We start from the raw sequence: 15,197 nt of genomic DNA, 5'->3' as shown, positions 1-15,197 counted from the left end.
TGGACGCGCTTGTTCAGCAGACGACTGAGCAAGGGCGTACGGCGAAGTCGTGTGGTCCTGGCGCCGCGACGCTGGCGCTAAGTCGGCGGCATATGCTGCCGGCGATGGTGACAACAAGCCCGCTCACCAGGGAGAGCGCGATATAAGCCGTAAAGCCATTGCGCAGGGGATGTCGGAGTGTTCTCCGCTCACCTGTATGCTCGTGTGCATTTTTTCGTTGCGCAAGCAGCGCACACGAGACCGCGGGTGCAGCGCGCACCCGGCATTCCCTGCGCCCTCTGGCTTCGGAGGCGCGATGAAGATCGAATAGCTCGGGCAGATGATGTCGCGAGAACGACAACGCACATTCAGTCGTCGTCCCCGCGAAGGCGGGGATCCAGTATTCCAGGGACGTCAGCGCATGAGTCGAGAAGCCGCGGCGTACTGGATACCCGCCTTCGCGGGTATGACGACCGCTGCTGTTGAACGTGCCCGGCGTTCGCAGGGGCCACGTGACTGGGGCTGTTTGACAATTGAATCGGAACGCCGCGCAGCTCGGGATGACCGTCAGCCAACCTTCGCAGCTCGCTTGCCGCCCGTTACCAGCAGCCCGAGCCGCCATCCCACGAGCAGACCTGCGATCACCAGCAGGCACCAGACGGGCACAAAGAAGAACGTCAAGATCCCGGCGTCCTCCGGCTCGGTCTGCATCAGCCATTTCACTACGCCGACCGGGGCAAACAGCCCGATGGCGCCGCCGATCAGGCTGGCGAAATACATCAGCAGCTTTTGCGGGGACATCGGCAGTGCCACTTCCGCGGCCTTCCTCAGCTTCGTTTCCTCGAAAGCGAAAGCGCCTCGCGATAGAGCCGGGAAAAGCTGATCGCCAGTGCGCTCATCAGCGCGAACATGACAAAGCGGTGATAATCCGCGGCGGTGAGCGCGGAGAATTCGAAGTGCGGCGGCATGAACGCCCACCAGACGAGGGGTACCGTGGCCACACTCGCAAACAGCCCGGCCGGCACGCCGGCAAACAGGCTGGCGATCAGGATCGCCGGCACAAACCCGGCAAAATAGAGATTTATCCCGAACGCCAGCAAAACCTTCTCAAGGGCCGACCCGAGGCCGATCGCGAGCAGCGCCGCCAGGAACGCCAGCGGCGACCAGGGCCTGACCTTGAGGATGAGACCGGTTTGTTTTTGCATGACATTCCCCCCGGAACACCGCGGCGGAGCCTAGTCAGGCTACGACAAAAGTCAAAGGCAAATGGCGGGTCTCGCTGCGACGCGAAACGGCCGCCGATCCGCTTCCCTGGAAATCTTGCGGCCGGTTTGAACCTTTGGCCGGGTCCGGAACCTAACCTACACAGGCGGTCTCCAGGAGGCTCTTATGACCCACTGGCACGATACGATGGTGGATCACCCCCAACCCGATGGCGCGGTCTACGCGACGGGTTGGACGATTTCCGGCCTTGCGGTGCTCGGCACCATCATCGCCGTCTGGCTTCTGGGAATCTAGCCAGCGGCTTACAGCAAGACCCTCGCGCTCCAGCCTGGCCGGAGCGCGCTTACCGCCGATTCTCCGCCAAATCTGAACGACGTCAGAGATCGAGCACCACGCCGCCCGAGACGGCATCCGTCACGCCGCGTCCGCCGCCCTGATCCTCCAGCAGCGCGCGAAAACTGTTGAGCGTCTCGATCATTGCCGGCCGCGCGGCGACCATCGCTTCCTGGCTGGACCACGTGCCGATCAGGCAAAATGTCTGCTCGCCCGTCTTGATGATGACGCCGCGCTCGAGCCCCGGCCATTTGGCCTTGCCGCCGCGATGCGCATCGAGGAACGCGGCCTCTTCGCCCGCCTTCACCTTGAATTTCACGACATTATAGATCTGCATGGAAGCGCCTCCAAATGTGTCGAAGTATGCGGACGTTCTGGACGAAAAGGCAGTCGTACGGATCGCTTGAAGGAATGATGGATGCACAAGGGATCGAACCTTGCGCCTCTCCCGTGTGAACCACAATCCGCAGACCATGACCAGCCTGATCCAGCCATGGTGTGGTTGTAAACGTCCTTGCGGTGCGGGGCCTCGTGGCCCGTCACGGCGTGATCGCGACCTTGAACACCCCGTCGCGTTGGTTTGCGAAGAGGTCATAGGCGGCTTCGATCTCATCCAGCTTGAACCGGTGCGTCACCATCGCGCTGAGGTCGACGCGTCCCGATTCGATCACGGCCATCAATCGTCGCATGCGCTCTTTCCCACCCGGGCAGAGCGTTGTCACGATCCTGTGGTCGCCGAGTCCGGTCGCGAAGGCGTCGACGGGTATCTTCAGGTCGGACGAATAGACGCCAAGGCTCGACAAGGTCCCGCCCGGTCGCAACACCCGCAGACACGATTCAAACGTGGACTGGATACCCAGCGACTCGATGGCCACATCTACCCCGCGTCCATCGGTGATGCGCAGGATTTCGGCAACCGGATCGACCTTACTGAAGTCCACGACGTAGTCGGCGCCGAGACGACGCGCCATATCGAGACGTTCCGGCAGCCGGTCGACTGCGATGATGGTCGAGGCGCCGAGCAGCCTGGCACCGGCGGTGGCGCAAAGACCGATCGGACCCTGAGCGAACACCGCCACCATGTCGCCGATCTTGATCCCGCCGTTCTCGGCGCCGCTGAAGCCGGTCGACATGATGTCGGGACACATCAGCACCTGCTCGTCGGTGAGTTCGTCGGCGACGGGCGCGAGGTTGCCTATCGCGTCAGGTACCAGGACATATTCGGCCTGGCAGCCGTCGATCGTGTTGCCGAACCGCCATCCGCCCGCCGCCTTCCATCCATGTTTGTCATCAGGACCATCCTGCGAGCAGCGGCCACATTGGCAGGCGTTGCTGTAGCCGCTCGGCGTGATGGCGCCGGCGATCACGCGCTGGCCTTCGCGGAATCCCCTGACCTGCGAACCGAGCTTCTCGATCACGCCAACGGGCTCGTGGCCGATCGTCAGGCCCATGGCGACCGGATATCCTCCTTTGAGGATGTGAACATCCGTGCCGCAGATGGTCGTTGTCGTAATCCGCATCAGCGCGTCGAGCGGACCAACATCGGGTATGGGCTTCTGTTCGAGCACGATCCGGCCGGGCTCGACAAAGACGGCGGCTTTCATTTTTGTCATCTGACTCACCTCTTCCTGAAGTTTCGATGCAGCCAGCTCGATCGCCCTCCATTCGTTCTGGCGGGACGCAGCGCAGGGACAGTCAAGCGGCAATCGGCGGGCGTGCTCCGAACCGCTTCGGAGCGCCGCGGCAAACGCTCAGTACGGCCAGGTCCAGTTGACGATCTCCGGCCGATCCATGCCGTGCTCGTGCGCGTAGCGGCGATTGTCGATGATGGCGTTCTTCATTGCCTCCTTGAGGTGAGCGGCCTTCGTGTGCAATTTGGGCACCCAATCGATCACATCGATGACGAGGTGGAAGCGGGACGTGTCGTTCAGCATTGCGAGCTCAAGCGGCGTGTTGATGCTGCCCTTTTCCTTGTAGCCCCGCACGTGCAGGTTCTCGTGTCCCTTGAACCGGTATGAGAGCTTGTGGATGAGCCAGGGATAGCCGTGGAAGTTGAAGATGATCGGCTTGTTCGTGGTGAACAGGCTGTCGAACTCGCGCTCCGTCGATCCGTGCGGATGCTCGGATGCCGGCTGGAGCCTGAACAAATCCACGACATTGACGAAGCGCAGCTTCAGATCGGGCACTTGCTCACGCAAGATAGCGGCGGCAGCCAGTGCTTCCATGGTCGCCACGTCGCCGCAGCAGGCCAGCACGACGTCGGGCTCCTCGCCAGCGTCGGTGCTGGCACGCGGCCAGATGCCGAGGCCCTTGGTGCAGTGGACGATCGCCTCGTCCATGGTGGTGAACTGGAGGTGCTTCTGTTTGTCGGCGACGATGACGTTGATGTAATCGGTGCTGCGCAGGCAGTGATCCGCAACCGACAGCAGCGTGTTGGCGTCGGGCGGCAGGTAGACACGTGTGACGGACGGCCCCTTGTTGGTCACCAGATCAATAAATCCGGGGTCCTGGTGGGAGAATCCGTTGTGGTCCTGGCGCCAGACCGTGGATGAGAGAAGAATGTTTTCCGACGCGACCGGTGCGCGCCACGCCACGTGGTTCTTGCAGATGTCCAGCCACTTGGCGTGCTGGTTGAACATCGAATCGATGACATGGGCAAACGCTTCGTAGGTGTGGAAGAATCCGTGCCGGCCCGTGAGCAAATAGCCCTCCAGCCAGCCAACGAGCGTATGCTCCGAGAGCATCTCCATCACGCGCCCGTCCGGCGCGAGCTCGCCGCCATCGGCGTCCTCCGGCAGCGTCTCCGCCATCCAGGTCTTCTTGCTCGCTTCATAAAGCGCTTGCAGGCGGTTCGAGGCGGTCTCGTCAGGGCCGAATACGCGGAAGCGGGTCGGGTTATTCTTCATCACATCGCGAAGGTACTCGCCGAGCGGCTTCGTGTTCTCGTGCATGGTTGTGCCGTGTGCTGTTACCTCCACCGCATAGTCGCGAAAGTCGGGCAGCTTGAGGTCCTTGCGCAGCAATCCGCCGTTGGCGTGCGGGTTGCAGCTCATGCGCCGGTTGCCGCGGGGCGCCAACGCCTTGAGCTCCGGCACCAGCCAGCCGTTTGCATCGAACAACTCGTCGGGCTTGTAGCTGCGCATCCAGTCTTCGAGCAGTTTCAGGTTCGCCGGATTTTCGCGCACGTCGGTAAGCGGCACCTGGTGCGCGCGCCACGAGCCTTCTACCTTGTGGCCCTTGATCTCCTTCGGCCCGGTCCAGCCCTTGGGCGATCGCAGCACGATCATCGGCCACCGCGGACGGACGGGCTTGTTCGAATCCCGCGCGGTCTTCTGTTGAACACGGATCTCGCCGATGGCCTGCTCCAGCGTCGCCGCCATTTTCTGGTGCATCAGGGCGGGGTCATCACCTTCAACAAAATACGGAGTGTACCCGTAGCCGACAAACAGCGCCTCCAGCTCGTCGTGGCTCACACGTGCAAGGATTGTCGGATTGGCTATCTTGTAGCCATTCAGGTTCAGGATCGGCAGCACAGCCCCGTCACGCACGGGATTGACGAACTTGTTGGAATGCCACGCGGTGGCCAGTGGCCCGGTCTCCGCCTCGCCATCGCCGACAACGCAGGCGACGATCAGGTCGGGATTGTCGAGCGCCATGCCGTAAGCATGCGAAAGGCTGTAGCCGAGCTCTCCTCCTTCGTGGATGGAGCCCGGCGTTTCCGGCGTGACGTGGCTCCCGATATGGCCGGGAAACGAGAACTGCCTGAAGAATTTCTGCATTCCCTCAGCGTCCTCGCTCTTGTCCGGATAGAATTCGGAGTAGCCGCCTTCGAGGTATGCCGGCCCCAGCACCCCGGGCGCGCCGTGTCCGGGCCCCGCCACGAAAATCACGTCGAGGTCGTGCAGGACGATCATCCGGTTCAGATGCACCCAGGCAAAGGACAACGCCGGGCTTGCGCCCCAGTGCCCGAGCAGCCGGTGCTTCACATGTTCCGGCTTCAAGGGCTCTCTGAGCAGCGGATTGTCCTTGAGATAGATCATGCCCACCGAGAGATAGTTGCACGCAAGCCAGTAGCGGTTCATCAGCTCCAGCTCTTCGTTCGCCAACGGCGCCTGTTCGGCGTTGCTCACTTTTGGCTTTCGAGTAGAGAGTGTTGCCATGCTGTCTCTCCCATGCGTGCCATCCAAGGCGTGTTGCAGGCCTCGCAACGGCCTTCGCCGCATCTCAAGCGGCCGCTTCGATTGACTTTGCCGGCGCATGGCGTCGGGAAGCGTCCCTTAGCGCAAGAACTCCCTGAATCGCCGCAGCGAGTAGAAGAACAGGATCGCTCCGATCACCAGCAGGGCCGCGATCTGCGGCCAGACCACGGTCGTTCCGGCGCCGCGGAACAGCACGGCCTGCGCGAGGATGACGAAGTGCGTGTTGGGAGCGGCGAGCATGATGTACTGGATGATCTCGGGCATGCTCTCCCGCGGCGTCGTGGCTCCCGACAGCATTTGCAGCGGCATCAGCACGAGCATCATCAGGAGGCCAAACTGCGGCATGGTTCCGCCGACCGTCGCCAGAAAGATGCCCATGCTGGTCATGGCGAACACGTAGAGCGCCGTGCCGAACAGGAACAGCGGGATCGAGCCTCCAATCCGGACCGCCAGCAATCCCTGCACGATGAACACGAGCGCCACGCTGGCGGCCACCAGCACGACGAGGCCCATCGACCAGATCTTGCTCGCCATGATTTCGAACGGCGTTACCGGCATAACCAGCAGATGCTCGATGGTGCCGTGCTCGCGTTCGCGAATAAGCGCAGCCCCGGTCAGAATGATCGACAGCATGGTAATGGAGGAGATCACGTTATTGATGGCGCCGAACCAGCCCTTGTTGAGCTCGGGATTGAAGCGTGCGCGGAGCGCCAGTTCGATGGGGAGAGGCGCGGCCGAGCGGTAGCGCGCCAGAAACTCGCTGACCTCCGCGTTTACGATCGTCTGGATATATCCGCTTCCCGTGAAGGCCTGCGACATGCGGGTCGCATCCACGTTGAGCTGGATGGCCGGCGACCGCTGGGCGAGAAGGTCGCGCTGGAAGTTCGGTGGGACGTTGAGCGCGAAGGTGTCGAGACCTGCATCCATGCGGGCGTTCACTTCCGACTGCGAAATCAGGCGCGGTATCGTGAAATAGGGCGGATTGAACGCCGTGATGATGCGTGTCGATGCCGGCGACTTGTCCTCGTCGACGATGGCGAGCGCGGCCTGATTCAAGGTCTCGGGCTGCGACCTGGAGGCGGTATAGATCGAGATCGTGAAGGCATAGACGATCAGAATCATCAGCATCGGATCGCGGCCGAGGCCTCGCAGTTCCTTGACGCCGAGCCGAGCGATGTTGGCGATACGCATGGCTAGCTTGCCTGTTTCTTCAAGAGCATCACGCCGACAATGAGCAGCACCGGAATGGTCACGAGCAGCGCGACGAATGGACCAGTGAGATCGCCAAAATCGAGTCCCTTGGAGAAAGTGCCGCGGGTAATGGTGACGAAATGAGCGGTCGGGTAGATTCGTCCGATGAAGGCCCCGGCTCCCTGAAGCGAGGACACCGGATCGACCAGCCCCGAATACTGGGTGGCGGGGATCATGGTCAGCAGCGCGGTCGCGAAGATCGCGGCGATCTGGCTGCTTATGAACGCCGAGATAACGAGCCCCATCGCGGTCGTGATGATGACGTAGAGCAGCGCAGCGGCCGTGAAGGCGAAGAAGCTGCCGGTGAACGGGATGCGGAAAATGAAAACGGCAAAGGCGGTCAGCAGAAAGAAATTCAGCATGGCGAGCGCCACATACGGAAGCTGCTTGCCGACGAGAAACTCCAGTCGCGTGACGGGGGTCACGTAGAAATTGATGATCGATCCCAGCTCCTTCTCGCGCACGACGCTCAGCGTCGCCAATATCGCGGGTATGATCAGCAGGAGGATCGGGATCACGGCGGGGGCCATCGCCACGATACTCTTGAGATCCGGATTGTAGCGGAAGCGGATCTCGATCTGGAAATCGCCGGTGGTCGCAGCGCTGCCGTAGAGCAGGCGGGCGCGCTCCGTCAGCCATTGTGTGTGCATCGCTTGCACATAACCCCTCACGGTCTCCGCGCGCGAGGGCATGGCGCCGTCGATCCAGGCGCCGATCTGGACGTTGCGGCCGTGTGCCACGTCGCGCCCGAACCCCGGGGGAATCTCGATCGCAAGGCTGAGCTCGCCGCTGCGCATGCGGCGATCGAGATCGTCATAATCGGTAATCGGCTGCGATTCCGTGAAAAAGCGCGATCCGGAGACCTGCAGGATATAATCGCGGCTTATCCCGGTTTCGTCGCGGTCCATGACGGCGAACGAAAGATTCTCCACGTCCATGTTGATGCCGTAGCCGAGCACGAACATCATGATGAGGCTGCCGAGAATGGCCAGTGTGGCGCGGATCGGGTCGCGCCGCAGCTCGAGCGCCTCCCGGTTGGTGTAAGCGAACATGCGCCGCAGATCGAAGAATCGCACAAGCCGGTGGTGCGCCGCCCCGCCTGTGTCGGCCGGCGCAGCCTCGATCGCTACTGCCGGTTCGGTGCCCGGCGGCCCGGCATCTGCCGTGCCGATCGCATCTTGCAGATAGGCGACGAAGGCCTCTTCGAGACTGCCGCCACCGCGCTGCTCGGCAAGTCGGGCCGGCGTATCGCTGACGAGCACCTTGCCCGCGTGCATGAGCGAGATACGGTCGCAGCGCTCTGCCTCGTTCATGAAATGGGTCGAGACAAAGATCGTGACGTTGTCCTTGCGCGAGAGGTCGGACAGGTTCTGCCAGAAGCCGTCGCGCGCCACAGGATCGACGCCGGAAGTCGGCTCGTCGAGAATCAGGATGTCGGGCGCGTGGATCATCGCGACCGCGAGCGACAGGCGCTGGCGGACGCCGAGCGGCAGCGCATCTGGCAACGCATCGATCATACCGGCGAGGTCGAACCGTTGCGCCATTTCCCGGACCCGATCCTCGATGGTGTCGGGAGGGAGCCGAAACAGCCGCGCATGCAGCTCGAGGTTCTGCCGGATTGTCAACTCGGAATAGAGCGAGAAGGCCTGCGACATGTAGCCGACACGGCGCCGCACATCCATGTCGTTGGGATCGACCTCGTGGCCGAACAATCTTGCGGTGCCTTCGCTGGCAGGCAAGAGCCCGGTCAGCACCTTCATGGTCGTGGTCTTGCCGCAACCATTCGAGCCGAGAAAGCCAAAGATCTCGCCGCGGGGAATGCGGAAACTCACATTGCTTACGGCGGTAAAATCGCCAAACCTCACGGTGAGATGCTCGGCCTCGATGGCGACGTCGTCGGCGTGGCTGCCTGAGCGGGGCGGGATCACCACTTCCTGGTGATCCCGGCGTTGCTCCTCCGGGAGCAGGGCAATGAAGGCGGCATCGAGGTTGTCAGCGCCGGTCTGTCGCAGCAGGTCCGCGGGCGTTCCGGTGGCAAGCATCCGGCCATCGTTCATCGCAACCAGCCAGTCAAAACGGGCCGCCTCCTCCATATAGGCGGTGGCGACGACGACGCTCATGCCGGAGCGGTTGCCGCGGATCTCGTCGATCAGTTCCCAGAACTGGCGGCGCGAGAGCGGGTCGACGCCAGTGGTCGGCTCGTCAAGGATCAAGAGGTCGGGATCATGAATCAGCGCGCAGCAAAGACCGAGCTTCTGCTTCATGCCGCCGGACAGCTTGCCCGCCGGTCGATCCGCGAAAGGAGCAAGGCCGGTGCCTTTCAGCAACTGGCCGATCCTGTGCTCACGCTCGTGCCTGTCCTGACCGAACAGGCGGCCGAAGAAATCGACATTCTCGAACACGGACAGTGTCGGGTAGAGATTCTTGCCGAGGCCCTGCGGCATATAGGCGATCTGCGGACAGGTTCGCTGCCGGTGTGCGGCATCGGCCATATCGCCACCGAGCACGTAGACCCGTCCTTCCGCGATCGCGCGGGCTCCGGCGACCAGCGAGAGCAGGCTGGACTTGCCGACGCCGTCAGGTCCAATCAGCCCGACCATGCACGCCGACGGAATATCGAGCGTGACGCCATCGAGCGCGCGCGTCGCGCCGTAGGACAGCCCGACCGCTTCGAGCCGTATCACCGGCGTGGCAGCAGGAGATCGATCTGGGTTCGGCGTGCCGCTCATTTGACCAGTTTCTCCGTCAGCCACGCCGGCCATTCGGCGTTCGGATCGAGGCGGACGAAGGCCCGGCCAGGCAGGCCGGTCTTGACCTGTTCGATGTTTCTCCGCAGCAGTTCCTGCGAAATATGGGCCCTGATGCGGAACATCAGTTTCTGCCGCTCCTCCTCGGTCTCAACCGTCTTGGGTGTGAACTGCGCAACATCGGCGACGAACGTCGCATTGGCGGGAATGACCCATTGCGGAGCGGCGTCGAGCACGAGGCGGACTTCCGAGCCAATGGCGACGCGGCCGGCCTGCGCCGTCGGCAGGAAGAAGGTCATGAAGACGTCGCCGAGGTCGACGAGGTTGAGCACGCGTCCGCCGGCGGAGAGAACTTCTCCCGGCTGGGCCACGCGGAATTGCACGCGTCCGTCGCGCGGAGATCGCAGCGTACTGTCGTTGATGTCCGCCTTGATGCTCTCGATCGCGGCCTTTGCTGCCTCGACGGCGGCCTCTGCATCGACCACCTGCGCCTCGGCGGCGCTGATCGCGGCTTCCGAAGCCGCAAGCTGTGCCTCTGCCGCCGCCACCGCCGCCCTGCCGCCATTGGCGGCGGCGCGGTCGTCGTCGAGCACCTGCTGGGGTACGGCGTTGGTCCTGATCAGTTGCTCGGATCGCTGGAGCTTTCGCTCGGCCGCATCCAGTTCTGCGCTGCGCTGGGCAATGACCGCGGTCGCTGTCTTCTTCTCCGCTTCGCGCTGGGTCACGAGACTCTTCGCGGTATCGATGCCGATCTTGGCGCGCCGCAACTGTGCTTCGGCCTGACGGTACTGCGCCTCGAGCTGTACCGTGTCCATCTGCGCCAGCGCCTGTCCGGCCGAGACCAGATCGCCTTCCCGCACCAGGATGTCCCGGATGCGCCCGGGTGCCTTGGTGGCAACATCGATTTCGACGGCCTCGATACGTCCGTTGCCGCTGGCGAACCCGGGCGGAAGATTGTCGCCCCCGAGCTTTTGCCAGGCAAAGTAGCCGCCTACGCCGAGGGCCACGACGAGCAGGGCGATCAGCCGGCCTCTTCGATTGCCTTTCATGGTCTAGACCTTTCCATCGGCCGGAGGCGTCGGCCGATTGATTGGTTTGGACGGCCCCTTCACGCGCTCGCGCAGACGCTGGAACGTCACGTAGAGCATTGGCACCAAAAAGATCCCGATCGAGCTCGCGGCGAGCATGCCGGCGAACACGGCGGTGCCGACCGCTCTGCGGCTGAGCTCGGCGGCGCCGGTTGCGATCACGAGCGGCAACAGGCCAAGGATGAAGGCGACCGAGGTCATCATGACCGCGCGGAAGCGCATATGAGCGCCCTGGATCGCGGCGTCGTTGAGTGCCACGCCGGCTTCGCGCTGCTCCTTTGCGAATTCGACGATCAGGATGCCGTTCTTGGCGGCGAGCGCGATCAGCACCACCAGTCCGATCTGGCCGTAGAGATCGAGATTGAGTCCGGCGATCTTGATGCCGACATAGGACCCGAGCACGCCGACGACGACCGAAAGCAGCACCGGGATCGGAATCACCGTGCTCTCATAGAGAGCCACCAGGAACAGATAGGCGAACAGAACCGCAAGCATCAGCACGATGCCGGTCTGGCCTGCAGCCTGCTGCTCCTGATATGCGGTGCCGGTCCACGCGAAACTGTAGCCCGCAGGCAGCACGGCATCGGAGAGTTTCGCCATCGCGGCAATCGCAGTGCCTGAGGAGACGCCCGGCGCCGGGCTGCCGTTTATCGTTACCGAGCGATAGTTGTTGTAGCGGGTGATCACCTGAGGCCCGGTCACGATCTTGATGCCGGCCAGCGACCTCAGGGGCACCATCTCGCCCGTATGGTTGCGCACGTAGATCCGCCAGATGTCCGAAATATCGGCGCGGTCGAACGCTTCGCCCTGAACGTTGACCTGCCAGGTGCGGCCGAACAGGTTGAAGTTGTTGACGAAGACGCCGCCGAGCGTGGCCTGTAGCGCAGTGAAGATGTCGCTGATGGTGACGCCGAGCGCCTGCGCCTTGCGGCGGTCGATGTCGAGATACAGGGACGGATTGGTTGCCGTGAAGGTCGAGAAGACGCGCGAAAGCTGCGGATCGGTATTTGCGGCGCCGATCAGCGCGCTGGTGACGCTGGAGATTGCGGTCGGGCTCTGTCCTTCCAGCGCCTGGAGCTGGTATTCGAATCCGCCGCCGGTGGAGAGCCCGATGATCGGCGGCAGGTTGAACGGCAGTACATTGGCCTGCCGGATCTGCGCACCGGCCGCGAAAGTGCGCCCGATCAATGCCTGGGCCGAATCCGCGGCCGCCCTGCGATCGGCAAACGGCTTCAGCCGCGTGACCACCAGCGCGCTGTTCGGTTCGGATGCGCCGTCGAGCAGGGAAAAGCCGATGATGGCAAGGACGTGATCGACGGCCGGCATCTGCTTCAGGATTTCTTCGATCTGTCGGGTGACTTCGCTGGTTCGCGCCACCGACGCGCCGTCCGGCAGTTGCACCGAGGTGAAGAAGGCGCCCTGGTCCTCCTCGGGGAGGAAGCCCGTTGGCGTGATCCGCGACATGCCGAAGATGCCGGCGGCGAACACTCCGACGAGGAGGAGCGACAGTCCGGCCACGCGCACCAGCCGGCGCACGCCGCCGCTGTAGCGATCGCGTATCCAGTCGATGCCGCCGAGGACGCGGCCCATGATGCCGCGCCGAGGGCCGGTGTGACGCAGGAACAGCGCGCATAATGCAGGCGACAATGTCAATGCATTCAGCGCCGAAATCAGCATGGCGGCGCTGATCGTCACCGCAAACTGGCGGAACAGCGTGCCGGAGATGCCGGGAACGAATGCAATCGGCACGAACACGGAGAGCAGCACCAGCGTGATCGCGATGATCGGTGCGGTGATCTGCGTCATGGCCTTCTTGCTGGCCTCGGCGGCGGAAAGGTCTGGCTCCTCCTCCATCACGCGCTCGACGTTCTCGACCACGACGATGGCGTCGTCCACCACGATGCCGATCGCGAGCACCATCGCCAGCAGCGACACCGTATTGACCGAATAGCCGAACATGAGCAGGACGCCGAAGGTGCCGACCAGACTCACCGGCACCGCGATGGCCGGGATCACCGTGGCACGGAGATTGCCGAGAAACAGGTAAACCACGATCACCACCAGGACGAAGGCTTCGCCCAGCGTCCGCAATACCTCGGCGATCGTATCTCGAACAAAGGTCGTGGAATCGTATTGCACGAGGTAGTTCAGCCCCTCGGGAAACCGCGCGGACAGACGCTGCATCGTGGCCGCCACTGCCTGCGCGGTGGTCACGGCATTGGCGCCGGGTGCGAGGTAAATCGCGACCGGCACGGCGGCACGCCCGTCGATCCGCGCTTCGCTGTCGAGATTCTGCGCGCCGATCTCGACGCGGGCGACGTCCCTGACGAGCAGTGACGAACCATCGGGATTTGCGCGCAGAACGATGTTGGCGAATTGATCGACCGTTGCCAGCCGGCCGAGGGTCTGGACATTGAACTGGAATTGCTGCTGATCGCTGATCGGTCGCGCGCCGATGCGGCCGACGGGTGCCTGGACGCTCTGCGCGCGGATGGCGGCGATGACATCGCCCGGCGTGAGATTGAGGCTGGTGAGGCGCTGCGTATCGAACCAGATCCGCATCGAATAATTCATCTTGGCGAACAGATTCGCCTGGCCGACTCCCGGCGTGCTCGCGATCGCATCGAGCACGTTGATGATGGCGTAGTTGGTGATGAAGAGCGGATCCTGCTGACCTTCGGCGCTGTACAGCACCAGGAACTGAAGGATCGACGAGGATCGCTTCTGCACGGTCACGCCTTGCTGCTGCACCTCCGTGGGCAATTGCGACAGCGCGCTCTGCACGCGGTTGTTGACGTTGACGGTGTTGATATCGGGGTTGGTGCCGAGCGCGAACGACACCGTGAGCGTATAGGTGCCGTCGTTGGCGCTGGTCGATTTCATGTAGAGCGCGCGGTCGACGCCGATCACTTGCGCTTCCAGCGGCTGGGCGACGCTGGCCTCCACGACCTCGGCCGAGGCGCCGGGGAAGGTCCCGGCGACGGTGACCTGCGGCGGCACGATATCCGGAAATTGCGCCACCGGGATTTGCATGAGTGCCAGCGCACCGGCGATCGTGATGATGAAGGCGATCACCATCGAAAGGCGCGGGCGATCGATGAATACGCCGGATATCATGGCTTGGTGTCCGCCGGGGGCGGCTTGCCGGAGCTGCCGCGATCCGCCGGCGCAGCCGCGCCGCTCGCGCCGGCCTTCATGGTGGACTGGATCAGCGAACTCGCCGGCCCCGGCGCAACGGCCTGACCGGGACGAACCCGCTGTAGTCCCTCGGCGATCACCTTGTCGCCGGCCGCAAGGCCGCTGATCACGGAGGCGATGGTGGGCGTGGACTGTCCGAGCTGGATCCGCCGTTGCTCGGCCTTGTCGTCGGGGCCGACCACGAGAACGTAATCGCCCCGTTGATCGGACAGCACCGCCGAGCGCGGGATCGCCAGCACTTCGACCGGCTGCACGCCTTCGAGCAGGACGGTGACGAATTCGCCGTCGGTCAGCTCGTGAACGGTCACGCCTGCCGCCGAAGGAGCACGCAGGATCGGATTGGTAATCTCGCCCCGTACGGTGATCGTGTCGGTGCTCTGCGCGATGGTGTTGTCGACGAAATTCAGTTTGCCGGATTGGCCGTACATGCGGCCATCGGGCAGCCGCAGCCTGATCACCACGGCATCGAGGCCGCCCTGCGGCCCGTATCGTTCGCGCAGCTCCAGCGCCTGGCGCACCGGCACCGGAAAGGTGACGTACATCGGGTCCTGGCTGACGATCGTCGTCAGCACGCCCGAACTCGGGCCGACGACATTGCCTTCCGTCACGGCCGTGCGCCCGATCTTGCCGTCGATCGGTGAGCTGATCATGGTGTAGTCGAGATTGATCTGGGACGCCTTGACCTGCGCCTGCGCGGCCTGGACCTGCGCTTCGAGGCTGCGCTGGTTGGCGAGGGCTGCATCGTAAGTCGATTGTTGCCCTGCCGGCCCGCCGAGCAGGGTGCGCGCGCGATCGGTCGTCAGCTTGGCGTTCTCCAGTGTCGCCTGGAGCTGCGCCACCTGCGCCTGCTTCGATGCGAGATCGGCTTCGAACGGACCGCGCTCGAGCTGATAGAGCTGATCGCCTTTCTTGATCTCGGCGCCCTCTTCGAACAGGCGCCGTTCCAGAAACGCGGTTACGCGAGCGACGACGCTGACCCGATTGATCGCCTCGATCCGGCCAAGGAATTCGTTGGTCTCGGTGATCGGTCGCTTGGTCGCTTCGACCACACCGACCGCGGGCGGACCGGCCGGAGCTGGCTGGGCCAAGCCCGCCCCGCCCGTAGCGATCGTGACAAGGCTCGCCGCGAGCAGCTTGAGCGAGACCTTAGCAAGGCACATCTTGCACTCCTTGCCCCA

General features: G+C 63.5%; 11 protein-coding genes. 1 reads left to right on the top strand and 10 read right to left on the bottom strand.

Annotated features, from left to right (window positions below):
* Positions 1–546: 546 nt before the first annotated feature.
* Both JQ628_RS33215 and JQ628_RS33210 read right to left on the bottom strand, forming a co-directional pair.
* Complete coding sequence (locus JQ628_RS33215; RefSeq protein WP_212230520.1) at positions 547–792, bottom strand: hypothetical protein; 246 nt, start codon at positions 790–792, stop codon at positions 547–549.
* A 14-nt stretch (positions 793–806) separates the two neighbouring features.
* Positions 807–1,184 carry a DUF4118 domain-containing protein gene (locus JQ628_RS33210; RefSeq protein ID WP_212230518.1) on the bottom strand — a complete coding sequence of 126 codons (378 nt, stop codon included), beginning with the start codon at positions 1,182–1,184 and terminating at the stop codon, positions 807–809.
* Between the two features lie 184 nt (positions 1,185–1,368).
* Here JQ628_RS33210 and JQ628_RS34800 point away from each other — a divergent pair, with 184 nt between their 5' ends.
* On the top strand, positions 1,369–1,497 hold the full coding sequence (locus JQ628_RS34800; RefSeq protein ID WP_283815863.1) for a hypothetical protein: 129 nt from the start codon (positions 1,369–1,371) through the stop codon (positions 1,495–1,497).
* Positions 1,498–1,579: 82 nt separating this feature from the next.
* Here the strand turns inward: JQ628_RS34800 and JQ628_RS33205 are convergent, their stop codons facing one another.
* From JQ628_RS33205 to JQ628_RS33170, 8 genes are all read right to left on the bottom strand, one after another.
* The gene (locus JQ628_RS33205; protein ID WP_212230510.1) at positions 1,580–1,873 is read right to left on the bottom strand and encodes a DUF718 domain-containing protein; all 294 of its coding nucleotides are present in this window, start codon (positions 1,871–1,873) and stop codon (positions 1,580–1,582) included.
* A 202-nt stretch (positions 1,874–2,075) separates the two neighbouring features.
* A complete protein-coding gene (locus JQ628_RS33200) occupies positions 2,076–3,149 on the bottom strand; it encodes an NAD(P)-dependent alcohol dehydrogenase (protein WP_212230509.1) in 1,074 nt (357 codons plus the stop codon).
* Between the two features lie 138 nt (positions 3,150–3,287).
* The gene (locus tag JQ628_RS33195) at positions 3,288–5,696 is read right to left on the bottom strand and encodes a phosphoketolase family protein (protein WP_212230507.1); all 2,409 of its coding nucleotides are present in this window, start codon (positions 5,694–5,696) and stop codon (positions 3,288–3,290) included.
* A gap of 117 nt (positions 5,697–5,813) precedes the next feature.
* Positions 5,814–6,926, bottom strand: coding sequence for an ABC transporter permease (locus JQ628_RS33190; protein ID WP_212230504.1), 1,113 nt, complete (start codon positions 6,924–6,926; stop codon positions 5,814–5,816).
* 2 nt (positions 6,927–6,928) lie between these two features.
* Positions 6,929–9,715 (bottom strand): ribosome-associated ATPase/putative transporter RbbA, encoded by a 2,787-nt coding sequence (gene rbbA, locus JQ628_RS33185; protein ID WP_212230502.1) that lies wholly within the window; start codon positions 9,713–9,715, stop codon positions 6,929–6,931.
* Positions 9,712–10,782, bottom strand: a complete 1,071-nt coding sequence (locus tag JQ628_RS33180; protein ID WP_212230500.1) for an HlyD family secretion protein — start codon at positions 10,780–10,782, stop codon at positions 9,712–9,714. The genes rbbA and JQ628_RS33180 overlap by 4 nt, the downstream gene beginning before the upstream one ends.
* A gap of 3 nt (positions 10,783–10,785) precedes the next feature.
* Positions 10,786–13,938 (bottom strand): efflux RND transporter permease subunit, encoded by a 3,153-nt coding sequence (locus JQ628_RS33175; protein ID WP_212230498.1) that lies wholly within the window; start codon positions 13,936–13,938, stop codon positions 10,786–10,788.
* On the bottom strand, positions 13,935–15,179 hold the full coding sequence (locus tag JQ628_RS33170) for an efflux RND transporter periplasmic adaptor subunit (RefSeq protein ID WP_212230496.1): 1,245 nt from the start codon (positions 15,177–15,179) through the stop codon (positions 13,935–13,937). The genes JQ628_RS33175 and JQ628_RS33170 overlap by 4 nt, the downstream gene beginning before the upstream one ends.
* Positions 15,180–15,197 lie beyond the last annotated feature (18 nt).

It is taken from the genome of Bradyrhizobium lablabi (genome assembly GCF_018129385.1).
Lineage (GTDB): Bacteria > Pseudomonadota > Alphaproteobacteria > Rhizobiales > Xanthobacteraceae > Bradyrhizobium > Bradyrhizobium lablabi_C.
This window is presented reverse-complemented; position numbering and strand designations above follow the sequence as displayed.

Bases quoted from the DNA above. Each gene is read 5' to 3' on its own strand.
- JQ628_RS34800 (WP_283815863.1), top strand. From the start codon at position 1,369: ATGACCCACTGGCACGATACGATGGTGGATCACCCCCAACCCGATGGC.
- JQ628_RS33195 (WP_212230507.1), bottom strand. From the start codon at position 5,696: ATGGCAACACTCTCTACTCGAAAGCCAAAAGTGAGCAACGCCGAACAG.
- JQ628_RS33190 (WP_212230504.1), bottom strand. From the start codon at position 6,926: ATGCGTATCGCCAACATCGCTCGGCTCGGCGTCAAGGAACTGCGAGGC.
- JQ628_RS33170 (WP_212230496.1), bottom strand. From the start codon at position 15,179: ATGTGCCTTGCTAAGGTCTCGCTCAAGCTGCTCGCGGCGAGCCTTGTC.
- rbbA (WP_212230502.1), bottom strand. From the start codon at position 9,715: ATGAGCGGCACGCCGAACCCAGATCGATCTCCTGCTGCCACGCCGGTG.
- JQ628_RS33200 (WP_212230509.1), bottom strand. From the start codon at position 3,149: ATGACAAAAATGAAAGCCGCCGTCTTTGTCGAGCCCGGCCGGATCGTG.
- JQ628_RS33180 (WP_212230500.1), bottom strand. From the start codon at position 10,782: ATGAAAGGCAATCGAAGAGGCCGGCTGATCGCCCTGCTCGTCGTGGCC.
- JQ628_RS33205 (WP_212230510.1), bottom strand. From the start codon at position 1,873: ATGCAGATCTATAATGTCGTGAAATTCAAGGTGAAGGCGGGCGAAGAG.
- JQ628_RS33175 (WP_212230498.1), bottom strand. From the start codon at position 13,938: ATGATATCCGGCGTATTCATCGATCGCCCGCGCCTTTCGATGGTGATC.
- JQ628_RS33210 (WP_212230518.1), bottom strand. From the start codon at position 1,184: ATGCAAAAACAAACCGGTCTCATCCTCAAGGTCAGGCCCTGGTCGCCG.